This is a genomic window from Sorangium sp. So ce117 (assembly GCF_051524395.1).
Taxonomy (GTDB): Bacteria; Myxococcota_A; Polyangia; order Polyangiales; family Polyangiaceae; genus Sorangium; species Sorangium cellulosum_B.
The window spans coordinates 3,279,096-3,305,670 of sequence record NZ_CP150309.1 but is presented as its reverse complement, the minus strand read 5'-3'; the positions used below and the strand labels follow the sequence as shown (position 1 = coordinate 3,305,670).

Here is a 26,575-nt window from a genome sequence, read left to right as displayed (position 1 = left end):
GAGGCGCGAAGACTGCGCGGTCGTGATCTCCCTATCGATCTCTCCTTCGCGCTCAGCGTTCGTCGAATCGCGTCGATGCCGTCCCGCCGACGGCGCCATTGCCTCCAGCGGCCCCATTTTGCCCCGCCGATCCCGCGCCTCCGTCACCGGCCTTGCCCACGGCGACCGTCACCCCGGTCAGCTTCAGCCGGTTGCCCAGGCTCACGATCCCGATGCTCGAACCGCCCGCCTGCCCGCCCCCGCCTCCCTTCCTCCGCAGCCCCCGGCTCCGCCGCCTCCGCCGCTGGCCCCGCGCCGTCAACGGTGTCCGGTCCGACTTCGCAGAACAGCCCCGCCTTCGCTCCGCCGCCTCCACCTCCGCCTTGACCACGGCCGCCGGCTGTACCGGGGGCGCCGTCGCCGCCGCTCAGGCCCGTCAGCGCTCGCCGTCCGGGCAAGCGTAGCCGGACCCGCCTTGCCTGGTTGGCTGCATTTCCTTTTTTGGAACGCAGACTCATGACGCCTGCGACGTGAGGCACAAGATCCACACTCATGTCGACAGCGCATGGCATCACGCTCCGTCACGTCTTCACAGGGTCCTGCCGGCACGGGGCGCCGAGCCCGGCTGGTATGGATTCGAGCCCGCGTGATGCGCTCAATCACGTTCTCGGTCCGGCTCGGCGGCCCGGCCGACGATGCCCGAGCCCCGTGGAGCACCGCGCACGCGGCCTCATCGCCCTCGCCGAGCGTGTCGCGCATCAGGAACCCTCTCCATGCCCCTCGCCTCCCCGTACACGATCACCATGCCTCTCTCCCTCGATGGCAGAGCCGTCGTCTATCGTGCGGTCAGGAGCGCCGATCGCTGCCCGGTCATCCTCAAGGTGCTCGATCCGCGGCGCAGCCGCCCGAAGGACCGCGAGCGGCTGAAGCACGAGTACGAACTCGGACAGCTGCTCGACGCCCGGGCCGTCATCAAGCCGCTCGCCCTCGAGACGTACCAGGGCATGCCGGCCCTCATCCTGGAGGACTTCGGCGGCCAGTCCCTCGATCACCTGCTCGGGACGCCCATGGGGATCGAGCGCTTCCTTCCCCTCGCGATCCGCATCGCGGCGGCGGTCGCGGACGTTCACCAGCAGGACATCATCCACAAGGACCTGAAACCCGGCAACATCCTCGTCAACCCCGCCTCCGGCGAGGTCAGGATCGCCGACTTCGGATTCGCGTCCCGCCTCCCCCGCGAGCAGCAGCGCGCGCAGCCCCCCAGGCTCATCGAGGGCTCCTTGCCCTATCTATCGCCGGAGCAGACAGGTCGGACGAGCCGGGCCATCGACAACCGCACCGATCTCTACTCGCTCGGCGTGACGTTCAATCAAATGCTCACCGGCAGGCTCCCCTTCGAGGCGCGCGACCCGGTCGAATGGGTCCATTGCCACGTGGCCCGCGTTCCCACGTCGCCGTCGGAGCTCGTCCCCGAGGTGCCCGAGACGATCTCGCGCATCACCCTGAAGCTCCTCTCCAAGATGCCCGAGGATCGCTACCAGAGCGCTCGCGGCCTCCAGCGCGACCTGGAGAGGTGCCTCGCAGAGTGGAGCGCGAGCGGGCGGGTGGAGCCGTTTGCGCTGGGCGAGCGAGACACGACAGGCCGGCTCCAGATCCCGCAGAAGCTCTATGGCAGAGAGGCGGAGGTCGCCACCTTGCTGCAGGCCTTCGGCCGCGTGGTCGCCACGGGGACGCCGGAGCTCCTGCTCATCTCCGGATACTCCGGGATCGGCAAGAGCGCGCTCGTCCATGAGCTGCACAAGCCGATCATCCGGGAGCGGGCCTTCTTCCTTTCGGGCAAGTTCGATCAATACAAGCGCGACATCCCCTACGCCACGCTCGTCCAGGCCTTCCAGGAGCTCGCGATCGAGCTCCTTGCCGAGAGCGAGGAGCGGATCGCGGCGTGGAGACGGCAGCTGCTCGACGTCCTGGGGGTCAACGCCCAGCTCATCGTGGAGGTGATCCCGCAGGTCGAGCTGATCATCGGACGGCAACCGCCGGTCCCCGAGCTGCCGCCGACCGAGGCGCAGAACCGCTTCCGCATGGTGCTCCGGCACTTCATCGGGGTGTTCGCCCAGAAGGAGCACCCCCTCGCGCTCTTCCTCGACGATCTCCAGTGGGTCGATGCGGCCAGCCTCGGGCTGCTCAAGGACCTCTTGGCCCACCCTGAGACGCGCTATCTCCTCATCATCGGCGCCTACCGCGACAACGAGGTGTCCCCCACCCACCCGCTCCTGGTGACGTTGGACGAGGTGCGGAGAGACGGCGCGCGCGTCTCGAACATCGTGCTCGGCCCGATACCGCGCGAGCACCTCGCCGCGTTCGTCGGCGATGCGCTTCGCTGCCGCATCGAAGACGGCGCGCCGCTCTCCGATCTCGCCTACGAGAAGACGGCCGGCAACCCCTTCTTCGCCATTCAGTTCCTCCTCTCGCTCCATGAAGAGCGCCTGATCGAGTTCGACGAGCGCACGGAAGCCTTTCGGTGGGACGTCGCGAAGATCCGCGAAAAGGGCTACACCGATAACGTGGTCGACCTGATGGTCGGCAAGCTCAGGCGGCTGCCCGCGAAGACCCAGGAAGCGCTGAAGCAGCTCGCCTGTCTGGGAAATACCGCCGAGGTCGCCCTCCTGGCGATGGTTCGCGGCAGCGTGGAGCACGACGTACACGCGGACCTCTGGGAGGCCGTCCGCGCGGGCCTCGTCATCCGCGTGGACAGCACATACAAGTTCCTCCACGACCGCATCCAGGAAGCGGCCTATTCGCTCATCCCGGCGGAGCTGCGCGCCGAGATGCATCTCCAGCTCGGCCGGCTCCTTTTGTCTCGGTTGCCAGAGCAGGGGATCGCAGAGCGGGTCTTCGATGTCGCAAACCAGCTCAATCACGGCGCCCACCTCCTCACCGACCCGCGCGAGAAGGAGGCGCTCTGCCGGCTCAACTTCCTGGCGGGGACCAAGGCGAAAGCCTCGGTGGCCTACGCGTCGGCTCGCAGCTACCTGGCCCAGGCGACATCCCTGCTGCCACCGGACGCCTGGAGCGCACGGTACGAGGATACATTCACGCTCCACCTGGAGCTCGCTGAATGCGAGTACCTCGTCGGCCGCTTCCAGCAGGCCGACGAGCTGTTCGACCTGATTCTCCAGAACGCCAGCGCCAAGCCCGACCGATCCAGGGCGTACCGATCGCGCCTGCGGCTCTACCAGATCGCCGGACGGCACCGCGACGCCGTGGCGGTCATGATCCAGGCCCTGCAGCTCTACGGGGTGATGCTCCCGGAGTCCGACGAGGAGATCCAGATGGCCGCGGAGGCCGAGATCCGGCAGGTCTCGATCACCCTGCAGGGGCGCCCCATCGCCGACCTCGTCGATGCGCCTGTAGCCACCGACGAGGGCGCGCGGGCGCTCATCGGCCTGATCGCCGAATCGTTCCCCATCGTATACACCTCGCGACCGGCGCTCTGGGTCCTGCTCACCGCCAAGGGGGTGAGCGTCTCCCTGCAGCGCGGGCACGCCGAAGAGTCCTCTTTCATCTATAGCAATTACAGCATGGTGCTGGTCTCGTTCTACCGCGACATCCCGCGCGCGCTTCAGTTCTCCGAGATGGCGCTCAGGCTGAATGAAAGATTCAAGGGCGCCACGGCGAAACTGAAAGGGAAGCTGCTCTTCCAGAACGCAAGCGTCGTCAGGGTCTGGTGCGGGCGCTTCGCGGCGAGCCTCCCCCTCATGGAGCGGGCCTTCCTCGCTTGCCTCGACATCGGAGATCTCGTCTTTGCCGGCTACTTGACCTACAACATGACATGGCTTCTCCTGGAGAGCGGAGAGCCGCTCGTTCATGTCATCGATGTCGCGCGGAAGCACATCGCGTTCGCCCGGCAGACCCACAATGACGTGGTGTACCATGTCCTCCGGCTCGAAGAGCAGTTTGCAGCGAGCCTGAAGGGAGCGACGCAGGCGCCCACGAGCTTCAGCGACGGGGCCTTCGACGAGGAGAGCTCCATCGCGGCCCTCATGAAGGCGGGCTTCGGCCTTGGAATTACATACTACCACGTCATGAAGCAGATCGCGGCATTTACCCATGAACGCCATGCCGAAGCGCTGGAGTCCGCGACCAGCGCCACGTCGACGCTGCACCAGGTGGCATCCATGGCGATCGAGGCGACGCATCACTTCTACCACGCGCTCACGCTGACGGCGCTCTATGCGCAAGCCCCTGCCGAGCAGCAGCGGCAGTTCGCGCAGACGCTCGCGAAGCAATTGCAGAAGCTGGCGCTCTGGGCCGACAACTGCCCCGAGAACTTCCGGGCCCGCTACGCCCTGGTATCAGCCGAGGTCGCCCGCACCGAGGGGCGGGACCTCGACGCCATGCGCTTCTATGAAGAGGCCGTCCACTCGGCGCGCGACAGCGGCTTCGTCCACGTGGAAGCGCTTGCCTTCGAGCTCGCATCTCGGTTCTACCGGGCGCGAGGGTTCGTGCGCTTCGCCGACACCTACTTGCGCGAGGCCCGCTCCTGCTATGTCCGCTGGGGCGCCGACGGCAAAGTCCAGCGCCTCGACCGATGCTACCCCGAGCTCGTCGAGCGACCATCGGTCGCGCTCACCGCCACGTTCGTGGCCGCGCCCGAGCAGCTCGACCTGCTCTCGGTGGTCAAAGCCTTGCAGAGCATCTCGTCCGAGATCCTCTTGCCGAAGCTCAGCGAGACGCTGCTGCAGATCGTGCTCCAGCAGGCGGGCGGGCAGAGAGGGGCGCTGATCCTGGTCCGCGACGGCGAGCTCGCCGTCTACGCCGAGGCCACGACCGACGGGACGGAGATCCGCGTCGCGAGCCACAAGGGCGTCCCGGCCTCGGCGGCGGCGTTCCCGATGTCGATCCTCCACTACGTCGCGCGGACGCGTGAGCCCGTCATCCTGGACGAGGCCGCCGTGGCGACGCGGTTCGCTTCGGACGAGCACCTCACCCGGAGACGGCCGCACTCGCTGCTGTGCCTCCCCATCGTACGGCAGGCGCGCCTGAGCGGCCTCGTCTACCTGGAGAACAACGTCGCGACGGGGGCGTTCACGGCCGGCACGATCCGGGTGCTCGAGCTGCTCGGCGCCCAGACGGCCATCTCGCTCGACAATGCCATGCTCTACGCCGACCTCGAACAGAGCCAGCTGGAGATCAAAGCGGTGCTCGACAACATGGTCGACAGCGTCTTCGTCGTCGACCGGAACGGGCGCGTCACCCTGGCCAACCATGCGGCGGCGCGCCTCGCAGGGCTCGCGAGCCCGGACGAGGCGCGCGGGCCCATCGCGGACCTGGTGCAGCGGCTCCGCTTCGACCGCCCGAACGGGACGCCCTACGAAGCGGAGCAAACGCCGCTCATGCGCGCGCTCGGCGGCGAGACGGTGGCCCTGGATGAGGGGACGATCTCGCTCCCCGGCGCGGAGCGGACCCGCTACGTGCACACGAGCGCGTCGCCCATGCGCGATGCGGGGGGGCAGGTGGTGGGCGCGGTGGCGGTCGTGCGGGACGTCACCGAGCTCGTGGAGCTCGACCGGCTCAAGGACCAGTTTCTCCGCGTGGCCGCGCACGAGCTCAAGACGCCCGTGACGGTGATCATGGGCTATGCCGAGATGCTCTTGCGCACGGCGGCGGAGCTGCCGCCGGGTCAGCGCCGGATCCTGGACGGGCTGCTGCGGGGCGCCGACCGGATCGAGCGGATCGTGGCCGATCTGCTGTTCCTCTCGCAAGTCCAGCTCGGCCGGCTGGATCTGGTGCTCGAGCGCGTGGATCTCGGGGAGCTCGTCGAACGCATGGCGGCGCGCCTGGAGCAGGGGGCGCGGTCGCGCCGCATCCGGGTCACGTGCGCCGAGCCCGTGGTGCTCCAGGGGGACCGCGAGCTCTTGGAGCGGGTCGTGGCGCACCTGCTCGACAACGCCCTGCGGTACTCACCGGATGGCGGCGAGGTGGAGCTGGACGTGCGGATGGCGGACGCGCTCGACGTCCTGATGTCCGTGCGCGACCAGGGGGTGGGGATCCCCGTGGAGAAGCGGGCGCGGATCTTCGAGCGCTTCCATCGCGCCCACACCGATACGCCCCACGATTACGGAGGGATGGGGACGGGGCTGTACCTGTCGCGCGCGATCGTGGTGCGCCACGGAGGCGAGATGTGGTTCGAGAGCGAGGAAGGCCGTGGCAGCACGTTCCACGTCCGCCTGCCCCTCACATGCGAAGGTGCGACCGTACCATCCTGACCAGCTGGTCGCAGTGAAAGGGCTTCGCGATCCACCCTGCGGCGCCGATCTCCTGGGCTCGAAGGGCGGCGTGCTCGGCCGCGGTCAGGACCATGATGGGCACCGACCGGCCGTATCGGATCTGAAACTCCCGCGCGAAGGTCCGGCCGTCCATGACCGGCATCTTCATGTCGAGCAGGATGAGGTCGGGCATGTGTTCACCTATCCTCTCCAGAGCCTCTTGTCCGTGCCGCGCTGTCTGCACATGGAATCCCTCCACCGAGAGCGTCATCGCCACGAGCTCGCGCAGGTCGTCGTCATCTTCCGCAACGAGAATATTCATCGTCACCTCGATCTCCATGGCCCCCAGAGTGACCGATAGGGCTCAGGCCACCTTTCCGTTCACTCAGGGCGGGAGCCCGATGACTCCGTCGAGCTCTCTTCAATATCGATCCGCTAGCCGTCAGCCGTCAGCCATCAGCACTCATTTTCTGTACTGTAATGTACTGTACAGCCGTTCCTCGCTCCTGGCGCGCCGGCACAGACGGACTCGACCGAGAGCGTCCTCATGGCCATTCGAGTATAGCCATTCCGATTCACGTCAGCCTTCAGAAAGCCCCTCATCGCCGGGCGGTTACTCCCTCGGCAACCGCCTTTCCGCCGACAGGCAGGTCCGACGGCAGGCATGCGGCCTGGCGCTGCCTGCAAGCCCACGACCGAGGTGATCGTGACGACCCGGCCGCCGTGCTGGCTCGCCCGTCGCCATGCTCGGCGGGGAAAGGCGAAGCTCGCCATGGATTGACGAGAGGGATCGCTGCTGGAAGGCTGAAACAATCGAGGCCGGCGACACGCGTCAAGGCCATCGCTTCTTCGGCGTGCCCCGAGCCGCGTGAGCCAGCCGCCCGCCCGGCCCCCCCCCGCGCGGCGCCGCGCCTCGCCGCGGGCCGTCCGGCGAGCGCGGCGCAAAGCCACGGTCGCCGCGCAGCGTGGCATCCTGCCACAGCAGCGACATCCCGCTTGACCGTGACGCGCCCGCGAGGCGCCGTCAGACCGCCGCGTGCACCGCGCTTCGCAGCTGGAGCGCGTGTCGCTCTCCGTTGATAGGCATGCGCAGGGCACGTATCATGCGCACCATGGCAGACGCGGCGGACGGCTCGCCCAGCTTCAGCTCTGGAAGCGCGAACGGCGGCGATCCCCCCGCGCCGCTCGCGCCCGACGCCGCGGATACGCTGCAGGGCGTCGACACCGTGGTGCGCGACCGTCCCCCCACGCGGGCCGAGCCGCCGGCCGAGCGGAACGGCGACGGCTCGACGCTGAGCGACGAGGACCTCTGGCAGGCCGCGGCGCGCTCGAGCCTGCACGAGGGAGGCAGCCCGGTTCAGGTGCCGCCCGAGGGCACGTTGCTCGGAGGGGTCTACCGCGTCATCGGTCGCCTCGGAGAGGGGGCGATGGGCGTCATCCTCCTGGCGCGCGACGAGCAGCTCCAGCGGGACGTCGCCATCAAGCTGCTCCGGCCGGAGCAGCTCGACAACGCGCAGATGCAGGCCCGCCTGCTGGCGGAGGCGCGGGCGATGGCGCGCGTCCACCACCCGAACGTCGTCGAGATCTATGCGTTCGGCGAGTACGAGAACGCGCCGTATTTCGTCATGCAGTACGTGCCGGGGGTCACGCTCGACACCCATGTCCACAGCAAGGGGGGCCGGCTCGGCCTCGACGAGGCGCTGAGCGTCCTCGACCAGGTCTGCCTCGGCGTCTCGGCGATCCACGCCTCGGGCATCGCCCACCGCGACGTGAAACCGAGCAACATCCTCGTCGGCCAGGCCCTCCGCGTGGTGGTGGCCGATCTCGGGCTCGCGAAGCGGATCCCCCGCGGCGATCGGATCGAGCTCGCCTTCTCGGGCACCCCGGCGTACCTGGCGCCGGAGGTGGCGCTGGGCCGGCAGCTCGATCCCGCGCTGCTGCCGCGCATCGACGTCTACGCCCTCGGGGTGGTCGCGTACTACCTGCTCGCCGGCCGCCTGCCGTTCCAGAGCACGAGCACGGTGGATCTGGTCATGCAGCACGCGTATCAGCCCCCGATCCCGCCGAGCGAGATCTGCCCTGATCTGCCGCCGTCGTTCGACGCGCCGGTGCTCGCGGCGCTGGCCAAGGAGCCCGACGAGCGCACGGCGAGCGCGGAGGCGCTGCGCGAGGCGCTGCTCGACGCGCGCGGCGCCCTGCCGGCGTACGCGCGCACGACGCGCGTCCTGGTCGCCGACGACAGCCCGTCGTTCCGCAGCTTCCTCGCCAGCGTCCTCGCGGAGGCGCTGCCCGGCGCGGCCATCGAGACCGCGCCCGACGGCGCCGTGGCGCTTTCGGCCATCGAAGCGAACCGCCCGTCGCTCGGCGTGTTCGACCTCGACATGCCCGGGCTGGACGGCATCGCGCTCACGGCGGCGGTGCGCAAGCTCCCACAAGGGGATTTCCCGATCATCGTGGCGACCGGGACCGGGGGCGCGGCCGACTGGCAGTGCCTGTCGCGCCTCGGCGCGTCGGCGTTCCTCGTCAAGCCGTTCGACGCGGGGCAGCTCATCACCCTGGCGCGCGCGCTCGTGGGCGTCGCCGAAGAGCAGAAGCGCCGGCCATGAGGGGCGGGGCGAAGACCCTGGCCTCCGCCGCGGCGGGGGTGGAGCAGGCGGCGTGGCGCGAAGCTTGCCGGCGGGAGAGCGCCGATGTCCGGCGTGGTCGAGGCTTCCGATGAACGACAGCGCGATGAAGGTCCTTCTTGTGGATGACGACGAGGTCGACCACCTCGTCACGCGGCGGCTCCTCCGCGACGCTCCCCGCACCCGGTACGACGTGACGTGGCTGAGCAGCTCGGACGAGGCGATCCGGGCGCTGCGCGCCGGCGGCTACGACGTCTGCCTCCTCGACTTCCGGCTCGACGCCCGGACGGGCCTCGACGTCGTGCGTGAGGCCAACCACCTCGGCTGCGCGATCCCCATCATCATGCTGACGGGGGTCGGCGACGAGGAGATCGACATGGCCGCGATGAGCGCGGGCGTCGCGGATTACCTGGTGAAGGGCAGGTTCGACGCGCAGATCCTCGAGCGCACGATCCGCTACGCCATCGAGCACAAGCGGAGCCAGCTCAAGCTCAAGCAGTACGCCGACACGCTGGAGGAGAGCAACCGGCAGCTCGTCCAGATGCACGAGGAGCTCGCGGCGAAGAACGCGGAGCTGGTCCGGCTGAACGAGGAGAAGAACCGCTTCGTCGGCATGGCGGCCCACGACCTCAGGAACCCGCTCGGCGTCATCCTGGGCTACAGCGATTTCATGCTGATGAGCCACCGGCGCGGGGAGCCGTCGTCGCTGCTCAAGGAGGGCGGCGTCGAGATCGTCAACATGATCAGGAGCTCGAGCAAATTCATGCTCTCGCTCATCAACGATCTGCTCGACGTGTCGATGATCGAGCTCGGCAAGCTGAACCTCGACAGGAAGAGCACCGATATCGTCCAGCTCGTCGAGTCCAACGTGGCGCTCAACCTGGTGCTGGCTGGGCAGAAGAACATGAAGCTCGTCGTCGAGAGCGACGAGGGCGTCCCGCGGGTCGAGGTCGACGTCCACAAGCTGGAGCAGGTGCTCAACAACCTCATCAGCAACGCCATTCACTACTCGCCTCCGGGCACGACCATCCGCGTCCGGGTCCACGGCGGCCGGGGGGAGGACGCCGGCGGGGGGGCCGAGGTGATCCTGTCGGTGAAGGACGAAGGGCCCGGGATCGCGGCGGAGGACCTCGGGAAGCTCTTCCGGCCGTTCGGGCGGGCGAGGACGGTCAGCACCGGGGGGGAGCGCTCGACGGGCCTCGGGCTGGCGATCGCGCAGCGGGTCGTCGAGGGCCATGGCGGGCGGATCTGGGTGGAGAGCGTGGTCTCGAAGGGATCGACGTTCTTCGTGGCGCTGCCGGTGGCGCGGGCGGAGGAGAAGGAAGAGGCCGCGTGACGGGGGCGCGGGCGAGCGCGGGTCCCGCGCCGCTCGACGTCACGATAGAAGGCGTCGAGTGCCCCGCAGACCGGCACGAGCCGACGGCAACCAGCGCTGTCCGAACCGTTGTGTGGGCAGACGCCGCCACGTGTGAGCGTTCGGCGCTCCGCTCCACCCAAGAACCCATCCTGCGCCGCGCAGAGCCATCCGCTCTGCCTCCGTTCCGTCACAGCATTCCGCGTTGAGCGGCTCCTCCAGAAGGTGGATACTCCGCTGGATGCAAGCTCACGGTCCGCGGTAGTGCGAAGCCGCGAAGACCGGCTCGATCGCGGGATGCGCCGTGCCGGACGCGCCCTCGACCGCTCGCCGGAGACTCGCCGCACCGCCGCCCTCGGACCGCGACGTTCCGACCACGTTGAACCGTGTAGGACACATCGATGTGCGCAGTCTCCGCACCTCATGCGAGGTGCCAGGGAGGAGTAGCTGTGGCGAAGAGAAGAGCACTATTCAGAGGTGTGCTGTCAGCGCAGGCCAGCGTGATGGCCGCGCTCCTCTTGCTGCTCGGACAGGGATGCGGGAGCGACGACAACAAGCCCGAGCCCCAGGAGCAGACCCCACCCGAAGAAGAGAACGAGAACCCTCCGCCCGAGGAGGAGGAGCCCGATCCTCCCAAGGAAGAGCCCGAAGAGCCCGAAGAGCCCGAGACCCCGGAGGGGCCCACCGACTTCGTGTCGGCCGATGATCCGTTCACCGAGGGGTACCTCGGCGAGGAGGAAGAAGAAGAGGAAGAAGAGGAGGAGGAGGAAGAAGAAGAGAGCCGCGAGCTCGAGGAAGGCGACATCTACCGCGTCCTCGGCGACGGGCAGCTCCTCAACCTCAACACCTTCCGCGGCCTGCAGGTCATCGACATCCAGGACCCGTCGGACCCGAAGTTCCTGGGCCAGATGCAGATCGCCGGCACCCCGGTCGAGATGTACGTCGTCGGTGACCGCGCGGTCGTGCTCCTGAACGACTGGGCCGGCTACCAGCTCAAGGCCGACGGCCTGACCGTGGAGCGGCGGACCGGCGGGACCGTGCTGTTCATCGACATCGCCGACCGCGCCGCGCCGAAGCTCCTGTCGCAATACCCGGTCACGGGCGCCATCATGACGAGCCGCCTCGCGCGCGGCGAGAGCGCGAGCTCGCTCTACATCGCCTCGAACGGCTCGGAGCTCGAGGAGATCAACCCCGGGCAGTTCCAGTGGGTCAACAAGACCCTCGTCCAGAGCTTCGATGTCGGCGCCGACGCGCTCATCGAGCGCGGCGAGATCGAGCTCGGGGACGCCGTGACCGCCATCCACGCCGAGGCGGACGTGCTCCTCGTGGCGCGCAACGGCGGCAGCTGGTCGCAGGATCCCAGCGAGATCTCGATCATCGACATCTCGAACCGCGACGGGTCGATGGTGCTGCGCGACAGCGTGAGCACGGCCAGCTACGTGCGCTCCCAGTTCCACATGGACTTCCGCGACAACATGCTGCGGGTCTTCTCCGGTCCGCAGTGGGCCGACGGGACGCCCAGCTACCTCGAGACGTGGAACGCGGCCGATCCCGACAACATCGTGCCGATCGACAGCGAGGAGTTCGGCGCCGAGCAGTCGCTCTACGGCGCCATCTTCCTGGACGACAGGGCGTTCGCGGTCACCTACCGGCGCCAGGACCCCTTCCACGCCTTCTCCATCGATCCGAGCGGGAACGTCACCGAGGAGAGCGAGTTCATCGTGTCCGGGTGGAACAACTTCTTCCGCCCGGTCTTCGGCGCGACCCGCCTGATCGGCATCGGCGTGAACGATCAGAACGGCCGGCAGCTCGCGGCCAGCCTCTACGACATCACCGATCTGACGAGCCAGGATCCCCTGGTGGCGCGCGCCGAGATCGACGGCGGCGCCCAGGGCTGGAGCTGGTCCGAGGCCGACTGGGATCACCGCGCGTTCACCGTGCTCGACGACGCGGTGGACGCCGTGGCGGCGAGCGGAGAGCCCGAGACGGGCCTCGTGCTGCTCCCGTTCTCCGCGAGCAGGGTCGTGGACAACACCCGGCGGCCGTTCTCCGGCGTGCAGATCTTCACCTTCTCGGACACCACGCTGACCCGCCGCGGCGTGATGGAGCACGGGACCCCCGCGCGCCGCACGTTCCGCGCCGAGGACATCGCCACCGCGAACGTCTCCGATGAGGAGCTCACCCTCTACGCGCAGGACAAGCTCGACACGCCCGAGAAGCTCGGACACCTCGATCTCGCCCCGGATTATGTGAAGGTCTTCGCGTTCGGCGAGCACCGCGTCCGCGTGAAGATGCCTTACGATCTCTACTGGACCCCCGCCGAGAACCGGAAGGTCAAGGCGGAGGTCGTGCCGAGCGCCGGGCTCACCCAGCTCGCGCAGCCGATCGCCGCCTTCGATCTGCCGGCCGACGCGGAGCTCCATCAGGTGGGCGATCTGCTCGTGTCGCTGACCACCACCTTCGAGAACTGGGTGGGCAAGGTGACCCACCTCGAGGTGATCGACCTGTCCGATCCGACCGCGCCGCGGCGCGCGGGCACGCTCGACACGAGCGATCTCCCCGCCACGGGCGGCTACCACGGCGGGGCCAGCTCGTTCTCGACCGTGCACCCCGCGCGCGATGCCCTCGCCTTCCTGCGCGTCATCGGCCACTCCGAGGACCTCGGGGTCGGCTGGGCGTGCCGGACCAGCTCGGTCGAGGATCCGGGCTGCTTCGGGCAGGAAGGCTGCACGTACATGGCCGGAGAGCGGACGTGCCGCAACATCGGCGGCGAGGAGTACTGCAACGGCGGGTTCGCCGAGTGCACGGACCACCCCGGCGCGGACACGAGCTGCACGCCGGTCGAGGTCGACCGGAACGACATCGTGGGGATCACGTCGACGTATTGTTATGAGTACGTCCCGCGCCGCAGCTGGGCACAAGTGGAGGTCCACGTTGTCGACCTCTCCGACCCGGACCACCCGACCGTGGCGCCGGCCGTCGCGCTGCCGGACGACAACGAGACCGTGAACGTCCTCAACGACGACGGGGAGCTCTACTTCAACATCAAGCGCTCGATCAGCGGGCGCGCGCCGGACGACCCGCGCCCGCGCACGCAGTACTTCCTCACGCACCTCGACCTGACCAACCCGTCGCAGCCGGCGCTCGCTCCGGGGATCAACGTGCCCGGCGAGGTGCTCGCGATCCAGGGCGCGTCGATCTTCGCGAGGGACAGGGTGTGGGGCCAGCAGTTCATCGAGACGGCGATCGCGCGGCTCGAGGTGCACGAGGGGCTGGCGTACCTGCAGGAGTACCAGAAGTTCCCGGACCGCCAGGTCAACGCGATCTCCATCGACGGCCGCGGGCTGCCCGTCCTGTCCCACAGCCTGATCTGGCGCCCGCGCAGCGGGTGGTACGCCGGCTGGGATCCCAACCAGAAGCTGACCACGCTCGCGCCGGCGGGTGAGGCGCCGCCGCCCGAGCCGGAGAACGAGAACGAGAGCCCCGCGATCCCCGAGTTCGACGTGCTCTCCACCGTCCGACTCGCCTCGTGGGCGTCGCTGCGCCACACGGCCGACATGCGGGCGCTCTTCGAGGTGCCGGGCGGCGCCCTGGCGATCTCCCTCGAGGAGCCCGAGGCGCCGAAGGCACAGGCGTTCTTCCCGCTCTGGGGCTGGCCCGAGACGTTCGTGACCAGCGGCGAGGAGGTCCTGTTCGCCGCCCGCCGCTTCGGGATTCACCAGCTCGATCGCGAGGCCGTCAACCTCGTCCCCTACCTGGGCGAGTAGCCGGGCCGCTGGGCAAGCCGGCCGGGGCCGAGCGCACCGGGCCGGCTTGCCGCAATGGCGCGCGGCGCGCAGCTCCGCCCGGCGCGGCCGCCTCATCCCTCTTTTCCCTCTTCGAACGATACGCACCGCGCGGGCCGCGCGTGGGAGCCGGTGAGATCCGGTTTCGCGGAGCGCCCGACAACGCTATGGAGGAGCCCCATGGTCGAGCAAAGCACAGCGGAAAACGGAGAGGGGCAACCGGAGAGCGCGGGGCCCGTCGAGGAGCGCGCGACGGAAGCCGCCGGAGGGCCGGCGGAGGCGGGCGCGGAGGCCTCTTCCGGCGGCACGACGACGACCACGACGGCGGGCGCAGCGAGCGCGGCAGACGCCGTGGTGGCGCCGGCCGCCGATTCGCCCGCCGCCGCTGCGCCCGCCGCCGCTGCGCCCGCCGCCGCTGCGCCGGCTCGATCGCGGCCACCGCGGGTCATCGACATGCGCCGGCCGCGCACGCCAGCGCCCGCGCAGGAGCCGCCGCCGCGGCGCCCGGCGTGGCCAGCGGAGCGCGGACCTGCCGACCGTGGAGCGCGCGAGCGCGGGCCGGCGGAGCGCGCAGCACGCGACAGCGGGCCGGCGGCGCGCGCAGGACGCGACGGCAACGCGGCCGAGCGCCGCTCGCCGGACAACGCCAGGGGGGCGCGGGATGGGGCGACGCCGCGCGGCCGGACAGGCGCCGGGGGCGCTGCCCAGACCCGCGCGCCCGCGGCCCATCCAGCGCCGGGCGCCGCCACGCGAGAGCAGCGCGCGGACCCCGCCGCGGACCCCGCGCAGAGCGAGGCGGAGCGCAACGCAGCGCTCGCCGAGGCGAAGCGCGCGCCCGCCGCGGGAGAGGCGAACGCCTCCAAGGCGTCGCGGCAGCCGCAGCCCGCCGAGACGCGCGGCGTGGCGCCGGCTCCGGCGCCGGAGACGACGGCGACCCCCGAGCCGCGCCGGGACGCCGTGTGGGTGCCTCCGCCGAGCGCCGCATTCCCACGGAAGAAGAAGCCCGCGCTCACCGCCAAGGAGGCAATGAAGGCCAGAGTCCAGGCGCGGTCCGAAAAGAAGGCAGCGAAGCAGGCGCCGAGCCGCGCGGCCGAGCCCACCGCGGACCAGGGTGTGGAGGCCGCCCGTGAGGAGCCCGGAGCGCCTCCCGCTGCAGCAAAGCCCCGCGACGCCGCCGTGGCGAAGCCCCGCGACGCGGCGCCAAGGTCAGCACGCCGCAACCAGGCGGCGCCGGCGCCGGCGGCAGACGCGCCGACCCCGAAGCCGGGGCTGCTCAGGCGGTTGCTGGGCCTGTTCCGGCGCTCCGGCTAGTTCCGCCCGCCAGAGGTCCGGCCAGCGATCCGGGGAGAGATTTCAACGCAAAGCCGCAAAGCCGCAAAGCCGCAAAAAAGAACAGATTTTGTGCAGTTTTGCGCCTTTGCGACTTGGCGCCTTTGCGTTGAACGCTTTCTCCCCTCGCGACGCCGGTCCCCCGGTCCATGGCAGGATCTCCGACCCGAGGTACTGGTACCAGCTCACGAGGCGACAGGGAGGCTGCTCGGGCTGCCGGTGGCACCGGAGGGGTGAGCGAGCTTGGGCCGAACGTCGAGCCCGCCGCTCGCGTCGACTCGCCGCCGGGGAATAGCGAATCATCCAAAAAGCGATCGATCCGCGTCACCGCGGCCGGATTCCCCCGCGAGCAGCAGGGGTCGCTGGCGGACGGGCAGCCCGAGCCTCCGAGCAGCCGAGTCCGGGCTCGGACACCAGCTCTCCACCGCCGCTCCGCGCGCTCCCGAGCTGGCCGCCAGTGCGCCTCCCGCGCACCACCTCGCCGCCTTGCGGACACATCCTCAGCAGCAACCCCGCAGTCATGAGGTTCACACCGCACATCCCATGTGCCTCGCCTCACTTGTTATCCAGATCGGGTGGGCTCGCACACGCTCGGCCCCTGCCGGAACAGATGAACCTGCGCGTCACCTCGATGATCAGCCCGGGTCGTTCACGCGAGGCGCGACATCGGCGAGGTGAGTCGCTAGCATCGCTCTGGGGCATCACCGCTGTCGCGGAGCAGCGACGTCGTCTGGACGCACGCTTCGCACGGACGAACGGAGGAGAACCGCCGTGAACCATCAGATGGGTCTCTGGAAGCTCGCATGTGCGGCGTTCACCATGCTGTCGATGGCGTTGATCGCAGGCTGCGATCAGGGAGGTGGGGGCGAGGTCAGCAGCAAAGGCAACGGCAAAGAAGCCACGGCCAAGGTCATCAAGGTCGCGTTCGTGACGAACGGCTCCAGCGACTTCTGGAAGATCGCGTTCGCCGGCGTGCGCAAGTACGAGCAAGAGGCCAAGATTCAAGTTGACCTCAAGGTGCCGCAGAACAGCACGCCCACGGAGCAGAACCAGATCCTCGAGAGCCTCGCCAGCCAGGGCTACGACGCCGTCGGCGTGAGCGTCCTGGCGCCGGACGATCAGGTGACCGTGCTCAACAAGGTCGCGCAGAAGGTCAAGCTGATCACGTTCGACTCCGACGCCCCGAAGTCGAACCGGCTGCTCTACATCGGCACGAACAACTACGAGGCCGGGAAGGTGCTCGGCAACGAGATCGTGAAGCTCCTGCCGAACGGCGGGAAGATGGCCGCCTTCGTCGGCATGTTCGCGGTCGACAACGCCACCCAGCGCCTCAAGGGCATTCAGGACGTGGTCACTCCCCACAACATCCAGCTCGTCGACAAGCGCGAGGACAACACCGACCTCGCCAAGGCGCGCACGAACGTGGAGGACATCATCAACGCCCACCCGGACCTCGACGTCGCGACCGGCCTCTGGTCGTACAACGGGCCGGCCATCGTCGCCGCCGTCGAGGCGCTCGGGAAGAAGGGCAAGGTCAAGCCGGCCGTGTTCGACGAGGAGGACGCGACGCTCGCCGGCATCGAGAACGGCACTGTCGCCTGCACCGTCGTGCAGAAACCGTTCCAGTTCGGCTACCTGGGGAGCAAGTGGCTCCACCGCCTCGCGACCGAGGGCGACGCGGCCATCGCCGCCATCCCCCCGAGCAAGGTGATCGACACCGGGGTCGACGTGATCAACAAGGACAACGTCGCGCAGTTCAAGGCCACGCTCGCCGAGATGAAGAAGTAGCCCGGTCCCCCGGCGGTCCGACTCCTGGTCGCCCCGTATCGGCTCGGCTCAGAAGGGCTGGGGGTGCGGTGAGCGGCGATAGACGATCTGGCCGCCGGTCTTCGACAGCGCGTAAGCGAACCCGAGCTCCAGGGTCGAGCGCGTGATGACGCTCCCGAGGTCCACGCCCTGCTCCACCATCAGCCGCGCCGCCGCCGGCGTGACGCCGACGAGCACGACGTCGGCGCCGAGCAGCCGCGCTGCCCGGGCCGCCCGCAGGAGGTGCTCCACCGACGCGGCGTCGACGACCGCCATCCCCGTGACGTCGACCAGCACCACGCGCGCGTGGTGCTCGGTGATGTCTTGCAGCATCGACTCGATGAAGCGGCCGGACCGCTGCGCGTCCATCGTCCCGACGATCGGCATCACGAGGATGTCCCGCGCGATGGGCACGACCGGGCTCGAGAGCTCGCGGATCGTGTCGAGCAGCGACTCCTGGTGCCGGTTCGCGCGCTCGAGCTCATGGGTCCGCTCGGTGATCCGGTGGACGAGCCGCGTGTTCTCGATCGCCACGGCCATCGTGTCGACGATGCGCTCGATCATCGTGAGATCGTCGAGCGAGCACGCCGCCCGGCGCCCGCTCTCCAGGACCAGGGCGCCGAAGGCGGACCCGCCGGCGAGCAGCGGGACGCCGACCAGGGTATGCGCCCCCTTCCCGCGCGCCTCGACGACATCGGGCGCGTCGTGGAGCTCGCTCGAGTGCGTGTCGACGATGAGCGGCCGGGCGGCGCTCAGCACCCGCCCGACCATCGACCTCGCGTCGAGGGGGGCTCGCTCCTCGCGGTACCCCTCGTTCCCCGCGTCCACGGTGACGAGGAGGAGCTCCTTCGCGCGGCTCTCGTAGGGGAGCTGCTCCCTCCGCTTCGCCGCCTTGCGGTTCGCGTCGAGGGGCAGGTAGTCGGAGAGGGGGAGCGACCAGGGCGTGCGCTCGATGGTCACGACGTCGATGCCGGTGTCGATGAAGCGCAGCGCGGACCCTCCCCCGGAGCCGGCGCGCGTGGGCAGCCCGGCCAGGGTCGCGTCGATGCCCCTCGATACCATGTCGTGGAGCACCCGCACCGCGCGATAGCCCATCTCGTGCTCGCGCTGGACCAGGACGGCGTGGATGGTCCCTTCCCGGAGCATCTCGAGGGTGTCCGTGAGCAGATCGAAGGCGACGATCTTGAGCTCCCCCGCCCGCCCCAGCGCCCTCGCGGCCGCGCCCCACGACAGGCCGTTCTCGGCGCAGACGCCGAAGGCGCCGGCGATTTCGCCGGTCTGCACGGCCTCCCGGGCGATCCGCATCCCGAGCTCGATGTCGAACCTGTCCTCGGCCGGCGGCTGCAGGTCGAAGGGCGCGCGCGTGCCCGAAACCGCCGCACGGAACGCCTCGATGCGCTCGCGGCTGTTCATGGCGCTGAGCCAGAACGTCAGCGCGCCGATCTTGCCTCCGCCCGGGAGCAGCCGGGCCATCATCTCCGCGGCGAGCCGCCCTGCCGCCACGTTGTCGGTGCCGATATAGGCCTGAGCGCAGCTGCCCTCGGCGGGCGGCGTGTCGATCGTGACCACGGGGACCCCGGCCTGCGCCGCCCGGCGGATCGCCGGCTCGAGGACCTCTGGGGTGATCGGCGCCACGGCGATACCGTGCACGCCGCGGTCGATGGCGTCCTCGAGGATCCCGCGCTGCTCGACGGCGCTGTGGGCGGGGGCGTTGCGGACGTCCACGTGGATGCCGACGCTGCGCCCCGCGATGAGGGCGCCGTCACGCACGTTGTTCCAGAACGCGAGCGGCGATCGGTGCGGGACGTGGTAGACGCGGATCTCGCGGGCCGCGGCGTCGCCGCGCGCGCCCCCGGAGGGAGCGTCGCTCAGCAGGACGAGGTGCACGGAGCGCCATTGCGGCCCGAGCTGCACGCTCTTGATGCCTTTCGAGATCATCTCGACGAGCTCATGCGTGCTGGTCCGCGCGGCCACCGCGTTCAGCACCCCCTCGAGCACGCGCACCTCCTGGGCCGACCGCGCCTTGTCGTTGTAGAGCTCTCGCCGCTCCAGCGCCGCGCCGGCGCTCGCGGCCAGCGCGCGGAGCCGCGCCCAGCCCTCGGCGGAAGGCGCCTGCCCGCCCGGCTGCTCGACGGCGAGCACGCCGATCGTCTGTCCCTGCACGTGCACCGGGGTGAGGATCACGACCGCGCCCGCGGGCACGAGGTGCAGCGCCGACGCGCCCGGCAGCTGCTCGCGGTACCAGTCGGCGGCCGCCATGACCCGAGGGCTGTCCGCGGAATCAGGCGTTGAGAGCGTTGAGAGCGTCGAGAGCGTCGAGAGCGTCGCGATCACGGTGGCCGGCACCGCGCCGCCGGCGACCTCCTGCGGGCTCGCCAGCACGCCAGCGAGGCCGACAGAGGCCTTGTGGACCAGCTGCTCCCCGTCACGGGCCAGGAGGCTCGCTCGCTGCGCGGACGGCACGGCGCCCACGGCGTCCGTCACGATGCGATGCAGCGTTGCATGAAGATCGAGACCGGTGATCATGCGCCTCACGTCCGCGCAACACCCCCACGACGGCGCGGACGTTACACCAGTGGGCGTGATCGAACGGCACCTTGTCAAGGGATGACCGAGCCGCCTCGGGCGCCAATCGTCCGCGCGTGAGCTCGCTGACGGAGCTTTGTCACTCGTGGCGACGAGACGGTCGCCAGCGTCGCGCTCCGCTCGCTGGGACCCGAGCGCTTCACCATGCGCCTGATGGTGGGCGCGCCATCAACGGGGCGACGGGGCTTTCGCCCGGCGAGAGCCGCCTGGAAGCGGCGATGTCGACCTATACCTCCACGCCCTCCAGTCGCCAGGCGTGTGCGAGGCCGTCGCGCCAACCTTCTTCGATGACCTCGGCATGCCCCACGATGAGACGCTGGGCCGGTCGCTCCAGCATGGCGCGGATGGAGCGCGCGGCCGCGGTCTTGTCCGGAATCTTCTTTCTGGCGTCGGGGGGCACACGCACCCGCTCGTAGAAGCCAGTGAGGCGCGCGGCGTAACGCAAGGTCCAGTGGTCCTTGGCGCAGGCGCAAAGGACGATGTCTGCGCCAAGCAGGGTTTGCGTCGGCCGATGGTAGAGCACCGTCTCGTCCCAGAACGGCACGCCCCGAAGCGGCAAGGCCTCGAGCTCGGGGACCTGCTCGCCGAACTGGGCGTCGTGGATATCCATGTGGAGTCTCAACGCCTTGTTCCTGTTCAGCGCCGACGCCGGCCCCACCACCCGCGCCTCGGGGAAATGGGCCGCCGCCGCGGGTGTCCCGAGATGATGCCAGCAGTTGGGCACCAAAAGCCAGCGCACGGGGCCCAGGGCTCGTAGCTGCTCTGTCAATGCATCGTTGGGAGGAGCCGGGGTGTGCAGGAGCAAACTGCCGTCGTCGAGGCGTACGACCGTGGTGCGGGCGCGCATCCGTACCCCGCTGAACCACACGGGGCGGTCCAGGGTCCAGATCCTGTCGTCGACTACGGCGGTGAGAGCGCTGTCAGGCATGCGGGCGACATCCTCCAAGCGGCCAAGGCGTTCAAGGGGCAAGGGCCATTCGCCCTCAACCGGCAGCGCCGGCTGGCCGGTTCTTCCTTCTCTTCTTCTTCTCGCCCTCGCGCGCCCGGTCCGCCGCCCGCAGCGCGCTGAGCTCGCGCCGGAAATCCGCGGCCGCCGCGTGGTGCGCGTCAGCCGACCGAACGACGCCGGCGATGGCGCCGCCGCAGCGCGGGCACTCGCTCCGATCGGACGCCAGCGCCGTGCGGCAGCCCGGCTCGGAGCAGAGATCGTATTGCCACCAATGACCGACGGCCCAGCCGACGAAGGGCGCCCCGACGAGCACGGCGAAGGCGAGCCCCCCATCGGCGCCGCGCGGCAGGGCGGCCCCGACCAGGATCGCCCCGCAGAAGCCCGCGAGCAGGCCGAGGAACAGGCCCATGCCCGAGTGCGCGCGCCGCAGGCGGAAGACCGGCCGCGGATCGCCCTCCTCGAGCTTCGTCATCGCGGCAGGCCCCTCCTTCGGATCGTCCCAGACATGGCCGCACTTGTGGCAGTGCCAGCGCCTCGGCAGGAACGGCATGAGCGGCGCGGCGAGGATCGCGAGCGCGGTGCCGGCGCTCGAGCCCTCGAGGCGCAGGCGCTCGTGGAAGCAGTAGGGCAGCTCACAGCGCGGGCAGCGGACCGCGGCAGCCTCCTCGTCGTCGTTGGTGGCCGCCTCCCCGGGGTGGACCTCGAGGAGCCTCTCCACGCGCCGGAGATCGCCCTCGCGCACCTGCAGCTGCGTGCCGCCGGCGGCGCCGCTCAGCATCGGGTTATAGCTCGCCGCCTCGAACACGTGGGACTCGATGCCGTTGGCCGAGAGCAGCGTGCGGTCCATCTGGGCCGCGACCGGATCGAGGTAGCGGCGGACCGTGATCAGCTTCCCCGTGCCCGAAGCAGCATCCAGCTTGTCGCGGTACGGCAAGACGTCGCCTCCCCCTGGGTCGGACGGTGTCGCCCGGCTATGGGGCTAAGAAATCCAAACGCGGTCCGAAAGTCAATCTCCCCGACGAGGGCCCGGCGGGGGCGCGCGCCGCCCGTCCCGGCAGGCGAGCCGAGCTCCCACGCTCGACTGTAATGCGACGGAGACCCGCGCGTCTTCCCGCGGCACCTGAAAGGAGCTTCTCATGAAGGTCACGCACGCAATCTTCTCGATCGCGCTCGGCATCACCTCGGTCGCCTCCGCGCTCGGCTGCTCGCAGCCCGCGAGCGCCGAGCCACAGAAGGCCCCTCGCGTGGTCGAGATCATGGTCCACGGCGCCTTCGTGCCCGACAAGATCGCCGCGGTCGAGGGGGAGCGGCTGCAGCTCAGGCTCGTCCGTCACGACAGCGGCGGCTGCACCAAGGAGGTCGTCTTCCCGAGCCTCGGCGTCCGCAAGGAGCTGCCGACCGGACAGCCGGTGACCATCGACCTCCCCGAGCTGAAGGCAGGGGAGCTGAAGTTCGAGTGCGGCATGGGGATGATCAAGGGCACCATCGCCGTCGCGCCGAGGAAGTGAGCAGCAGAGGGAAGCGATCTCTGGCTCACCGCGAGCGAGCCCTCCGGCTGGCGGATCGGTCGGGAGGTGGGACACGGTCGCCTCCACGCAGACCGCGCGCCGGTGAGGGATGCGCCGCACCTCGACCACGTCGTCACGGCGCGCAGCGTCGCCTGGCACACCAGCGCCTGACATGCCATCGACTACGGATGCATATCCTACGATCGATTGTCTTATGCTCAGGTGACCGACGGCGCGCCGATTGCGATGTCCTTGGAATGTACCGGCGCTTGGCCCTCGGTCTGGCCTTGCTCACTTCTCTCCTGCCCGCGGCGGGCTGCAGCGGCGCGGGGAACGACGGCGGATCGGGCGGCGGAGGCCCGGGCGGCGGGAGCCCGGTCGCGGGCAGCGGCGGCGGCGCCAGCAGCTCGGTCGCTGGCACCGGCGGCGGCTCGGTCGCGAGCAGCGGCGCCGGCGGCGAAGCGCCGGACCGTTGTACGCTCCCGCAGGAGACCGGGCCCTGCGACGCGGCGTTCCCGAGCTACTGGCACGACCCCAGCACCGGCGAGTGTGTTCCGTTCACCTATGGTGGTTGCGAGGGCAACGCGAACCGGTTCGAGTCGCTCGCGGCGTGCCTGGAGACCTGTCAGGGCACCACCACGGACATGGATGCGTGCGCGGCGCCGGGCGATTGCGTCCTCGCGCCGCCGCGCTGCTGCGCCTCCTGCGACCCGGTCGACGCCAGCGCGTTCGTCGCCCTCCACCGCGACGCGGTGGCGGATTTCTGGAATGCCAGCGAGTGCGGGGATACGCAGTGCGAGCGATGCCCGGAGGTCGGCGAGGCCGAGAGCACCTCCCAGTACTTCGCCGCCACGTGCGAGAGCGGGCGCTGCGTCGTCGTCGACGTGCGCGAATCCCCGCTGACGGAATGCACGAAAGACGCGGACTGCGCCCTGCGCGACGGCGTCGGGTGCTGCGAGTCGTGCGACGGAAGAGGCATCGTCGCCCTCAACCAGAGCGGGGATCTCGGCGCCCTCGTTTGCCCCGAAGAGATCGTCGCGTGCCCTCCCTGCGCGCCCGTGTATCCGGAAGGAATGACGGCTGTGTGCTCGGAGGGCAGGTGTACGCCGCGGCTCTCCGAAGCGCCCTGACAGACCGATCTTCGTTCAACGCCTTCGCGCCCGTCCAGGCCGGGAGACGGCGGCGCCGATCTCGGCGCGACGACGAGCAGGTCCGCCGGGCATCCGTGGATAGCGCGGGAGACCGCCACATCCGCGGGCCAGGTGAAGCGCCTCCTGTCCTTTAGAGGCGGAACGCCTTCGGCGAGCCCGAGAGCTCCGCGTTGAGGTCGCCGGTGGCGTCGAGGCCATACGCGTGAAGCCGGTACTCGGTCCCGTTGCGCCACGCGTCCGGAATCCGGAACGAGAACCCGTGATGCCCCGCCATGTTGAGGTGGGTGTTCACGTCCAGCCGCGGCAGGTCCGCGCCCGTGCCGCCGACGAACTGGATGCCGTTGATGCCCGGTCCGCTCGCGTAGAAGTGCACCCCCACGCTGGCCGGCGTGTCGGGGTCGGCCGCCCACCCCGAGGCCACCCCGGTCGTCGGATCGATGCGGTCGAGCCAACCCACAGGGGTCTGCCGCAGCCTCCCCGCGTTGACCCGCTGCGCATAGGCCGAGTCCCCATCCCCGTAATACGCCGCGGCCCTGTCGCCCGGGAAGGGGTTGCCGTCGCGGTCGAGCTTCAGGTGGAAATAGCAGAATCCCCAGACGTTCCAGGGAAGGACAAGGCTGCTCTCGCCATAGTGCATGAGCCCCGCCATGCGCTCTCCCTTCTGCGCCATCGTCTCATCGGTGTGCAGGCCGACCTCTGTCATGATCCACGACTTCGTGGGCGCGTAACGGCCGTAGAGATCGAGCACCAACGGGAGATCGTGGCCATGATACCAGGTCTCGCCTGGCCCGTTGTACGCGTGCACGGCGACGTAATCCGCGTTGTGAAGTGGGCTGTCCGTGCCTTGCGCGTAGATCTGCAAGAACCACTCGATATCGAGGTTGACGCGCGGGGCGAGCGAGCAGGTGACGATCTTGGCTTGAGGGAACCGCCGCCGGCAACGGGCGATGGCCTCCGCGAGATAGTACCGATTCTCCCAGATGTAGCTCTCCTTCCACGCGCGGCTCTGGCCGGCCCAGAACGCGCCGGTGCCGCCCGGATCGTTCACCGTGTTGGGCTCGTTGCCCAGCTCGATGATGAGATCCCTCTTCCTCTCCTTCGCCGCGTACCAGGGGGCGATCTCCTCCTCGACCTTGTTCGGATCGACATGGTACCTGTCGCCGGTGGTCGTCCGGACGAGGGTGATGGGCGTCAACGAGCAGAGCTCCGAGATGGTCGCCGGATCGGTGATCGAGCGGTCGTGCAGCCCCCACCCGGTGACCACCTTCAGCGTCTGATAACCGCCGCGGCGGATGGCGTCCTTGAGGTGGCCCATCTTCGCCTCCGTGAGGGTGAGGCCGGAGACGCGCGGCGTGAACGCCGCCTGCGCTCCGGCTTCACGCTCGATCCCGGTCACGACCCCCGCCACGCCGGCCGCTGTCGCCGAGATGAAGGCGCGGCGCGACAGCGCAAATGAGTTCCCCTTGTCGATCCTACGCATGAGAACCTCTCCAATCGTGTTGGTTCAAGACGACCGCGCGCATCCCTCGGCAGTTGCTGGTCGAGAGCAGCCAGCGGACGGCTCGCGCGTCTCGACCGCGACCAATGCACGCGTCAGACCAGGGAGGAGATTGCGCTCCGCTGGCCGCGCAGGCGCGCCCTTGAGCCCAGGCGCCGGCCGCGGGCTGTAGGCGGGGACCAACACCAGTTGGCCTGCGCCTACGAGCGCCTCCGCGGCGGCGCCGCGGCAGGGCGAGGCCTCGCAGAGCCCCCGCTCGGCGCCGTGGTAGCCTCGGCCCGATGTCGCACGGCCAGCCCTCGCCCTCCTCGTCCGACGAGACCCGCGCGCTCGTGTCCCGCTCCACGGAGCTCGTGTTCAGGCGCTTCCGGCTCAAGGTCCTGGAGGGCCCGGAGCGCGGCCTCACGCGGGACTCGGACGAGCCCGAGCTCGTCATCGGCTCCGCGCCGGGCACGCACCTCACGCTCACCGATCCGACCGTCTCCCGCCATCACTGCGCCATCACCGCCACGGCCGAGGGGTTCCTGCTCCGCGACCTCGACAGCAAGAACGGCACGACCATGGCCGGGTACCGCGTCCGCTCCGCCTACCTCAAGGCCGGGACCGTGCTCGGCGTCGGCGAGACCTCGCTGCGCTTCGACCACCTCGACGAGGAGGTCCGCCAGCCGCTCAGCGACGAGGAGCGCTACGGCCGCGCCCTCGGGCAGAGCGCCGCCATGCGCCGCCTGTTCGCCCTCCTGCCCAGGATCGCCGGGAGCACCTCCACCGTGCTGATCGAGGGCGAGACCGGCACCGGCAAGGGACTTGTCGCCGAGGCCATCCACCAGAGCAGCCCGCGCGCGGGCGGGCCCTTCGTCGTCGTCGACTGCTCCGCGATCCCGCCGAACCTCATCGAGGCCGAGCTCTTCGGGCACGTCAAGGGCGCCTTCACCGGCGCGGTCGCGTCGCGCCCGGGCGCCTTCGAGGCGGCGCGCGGCGGCACCGTCTTCCTCGACGAGATCGGGGAGCTGCCGCTCGACATGCAGCCCAAGCTGCTCCGCGCGCTCGAGGAGCGCGTCGTCAAGCGCGTCGGCAGCCTCGATCCGGTGCCGCTCGACATGCGCGTCGTCGCGGCGACCCACCGCGACCTCCGGAAGGAGGTCAACCGCGGCCGCTTCCGGGCCGATCTCTTCTACCGCCTCAACGTGGTGCGGATCCGCATCCCGCCGCTGCGCGAGCGGATCGAGGACATCCCGCTGCTCGTCGCCCATTTCTACGAGCAGCTGGTCACGGACGGCGATCCGAGCCCGCCCGCCGAGCTCCTCCAGGCGCTCGCGCAGCAGGACTGGCCCGGCAACGTGCGCGAGCTGCGCGCCGCCGTGGAGCGCGCGGTCCTCCTCGGCGACGCGGCGCCGTGGCGCGACGGGGCGGACGACGAGGGCGGCGCGCCGGACAGCGCCGCGCCGCCCTCGGCCGGGGACGCCTTCGACCCGGCGCTCTCGTTCCGCGCCGCCAAGGAGAAGGCCACGTCGCGCTGGGAGCGCGCGTACCTCCGGGGGCTGCTGCGGGCCCACGGGGGCAACCTCTCGGCGGCCGCGCGCGCGGCGCGCATGGACCGGAGCCACCTCCACGAGCTGCTCCGCCGGCACGACCTGTCGGGGCGCGAGGAGTAGGCGCGTAGGCGCGCGCCTACACCTGTGGGCGCGCCCCTACAGGGACAGGGCGCGCCGCGGGAAGGCGCCGCCGCGAGGAGGACCA

The 26,575-nt window shown here is 70.0% G+C and carries 15 protein-coding genes; 9 read left to right on the top strand and 6 right to left on the bottom strand.

Annotation, left to right across the window (positions count from 1 at the left end; all coding sequences use genetic code 11):
* Nucleotides 1–52: 52 nt before the first annotated feature.
* Nucleotides 53–205 carry a hypothetical protein gene (locus WMF46_RS12510; RefSeq protein ID WP_437985826.1) on the bottom strand — a complete coding sequence of 51 codons (153 nt, stop codon included), beginning with the start codon at nucleotides 203–205 and terminating at the stop codon, nucleotides 53–55.
* A gap of 547 nt (nucleotides 206–752) precedes the next feature.
* Here WMF46_RS12510 and WMF46_RS12505 point away from each other — a divergent pair.
* The gene (locus tag WMF46_RS12505) at nucleotides 753–6,248 is read left to right on the top strand and encodes an AAA family ATPase (RefSeq protein ID WP_437985825.1); all 5,496 of its coding nucleotides are present in this window, start codon (nucleotides 753–755) and stop codon (nucleotides 6,246–6,248) included.
* On the opposite strand, the gene WMF46_RS12500 is transcribed toward WMF46_RS12505, so the two are convergent.
* On the bottom strand, nucleotides 6,217–6,588 hold the full coding sequence (locus tag WMF46_RS12500; RefSeq protein ID WP_437985824.1) for a response regulator: 372 nt from the start codon (nucleotides 6,586–6,588) through the stop codon (nucleotides 6,217–6,219). The two genes, WMF46_RS12505 and WMF46_RS12500, sit on opposite strands and share 32 nt — an antisense overlap.
* 772 nt (nucleotides 6,589–7,360) lie before the next feature.
* On the opposite strand from WMF46_RS12500, the gene WMF46_RS12495 reads away from it, so the two are divergent.
* The 5 genes from WMF46_RS12495 to WMF46_RS12475 all read left to right on the top strand — a co-directional run bounded on the left by WMF46_RS12495 (nucleotide 7,361) and on the right by WMF46_RS12475 (nucleotide 17,128).
* Nucleotides 7,361–8,854, top strand: coding sequence for a protein kinase domain-containing protein (locus WMF46_RS12495; RefSeq protein ID WP_437985823.1), 1,494 nt, complete (start codon nucleotides 7,361–7,363; stop codon nucleotides 8,852–8,854).
* A gap of 124 nt (nucleotides 8,855–8,978) precedes the next feature.
* Complete coding sequence (locus WMF46_RS12490; RefSeq protein WP_437985822.1) at nucleotides 8,979–10,208, top strand: ATP-binding protein; 1,230 nt, start codon at nucleotides 8,979–8,981, stop codon at nucleotides 10,206–10,208.
* A gap of 497 nt (nucleotides 10,209–10,705) precedes the next feature.
* Nucleotides 10,706–13,993 (top strand): beta-propeller domain-containing protein, encoded by a 3,288-nt coding sequence (locus WMF46_RS12485; RefSeq protein ID WP_437985821.1) that lies wholly within the window; start codon nucleotides 10,706–10,708, stop codon nucleotides 13,991–13,993.
* A gap of 198 nt (nucleotides 13,994–14,191) precedes the next feature.
* Entirely contained in the window at nucleotides 14,192–15,322 is a 1,131-nt protein-coding gene (locus WMF46_RS12480; RefSeq protein ID WP_437985820.1) for a hypothetical protein, read from the top strand.
* A gap of 789 nt (nucleotides 15,323–16,111) precedes the next feature.
* Nucleotides 16,112–17,128 carry a sugar-binding protein gene (locus tag WMF46_RS12475; RefSeq protein WP_437985819.1) on the top strand — a complete coding sequence of 339 codons (1,017 nt, stop codon included), beginning with the start codon at nucleotides 16,112–16,114 and terminating at the stop codon, nucleotides 17,126–17,128.
* A 48-nt stretch (nucleotides 17,129–17,176) separates the two neighbouring features.
* Here WMF46_RS12475 and WMF46_RS12470 read toward each other — a convergent pair whose 3' ends face one another.
* The 3 genes from WMF46_RS12470 to WMF46_RS12460 all read right to left on the bottom strand — a co-directional run bounded on the left by WMF46_RS12470 (nucleotide 17,177) and on the right by WMF46_RS12460 (nucleotide 21,615).
* Nucleotides 17,177–19,672 carry a substrate-binding domain-containing protein gene (locus WMF46_RS12470; RefSeq protein WP_437985818.1) on the bottom strand — a complete coding sequence of 832 codons (2,496 nt, stop codon included), beginning with the start codon at nucleotides 19,670–19,672 and terminating at the stop codon, nucleotides 17,177–17,179.
* 286 nt (nucleotides 19,673–19,958) lie between these two features.
* A complete protein-coding gene (locus WMF46_RS12465; RefSeq protein WP_437985817.1) occupies nucleotides 19,959–20,660 on the bottom strand; it encodes a DUF4336 domain-containing protein in 702 nt (233 codons plus the stop codon).
* A gap of 55 nt (nucleotides 20,661–20,715) precedes the next feature.
* Complete coding sequence (locus WMF46_RS12460; RefSeq protein ID WP_437985816.1) at nucleotides 20,716–21,615, bottom strand: hypothetical protein; 900 nt, start codon at nucleotides 21,613–21,615, stop codon at nucleotides 20,716–20,718.
* A gap of 202 nt (nucleotides 21,616–21,817) precedes the next feature.
* Here WMF46_RS12460 and WMF46_RS12455 point away from each other — a divergent pair, with 202 nt between their 5' ends.
* On the top strand, nucleotides 21,818–22,189 hold the full coding sequence (locus WMF46_RS12455; protein ID WP_437985815.1) for a cupredoxin domain-containing protein: 372 nt from the start codon (nucleotides 21,818–21,820) through the stop codon (nucleotides 22,187–22,189).
* A gap of 269 nt (nucleotides 22,190–22,458) precedes the next feature.
* Nucleotides 22,459–23,319, top strand: coding sequence for a BPTI/Kunitz domain-containing protein (locus WMF46_RS12450; protein WP_437985814.1), 861 nt, complete (start codon nucleotides 22,459–22,461; stop codon nucleotides 23,317–23,319).
* Between the two features lie 151 nt (nucleotides 23,320–23,470).
* On the opposite strand, the gene WMF46_RS12445 is transcribed toward WMF46_RS12450, so the two are convergent.
* On the bottom strand, nucleotides 23,471–24,820 hold the full coding sequence (locus WMF46_RS12445) for a hypothetical protein (protein ID WP_437985813.1): 1,350 nt from the start codon (nucleotides 24,818–24,820) through the stop codon (nucleotides 23,471–23,473).
* 299 nt (nucleotides 24,821–25,119) lie between these two features.
* On the opposite strand from WMF46_RS12445, the gene WMF46_RS12440 reads away from it, so the two are divergent.
* A complete protein-coding gene (locus WMF46_RS12440; RefSeq protein ID WP_437985812.1) occupies nucleotides 25,120–26,490 on the top strand; it encodes a sigma 54-interacting transcriptional regulator in 1,371 nt (456 codons plus the stop codon).
* Nucleotides 26,491–26,575: the final 85 nt, after the last annotated feature.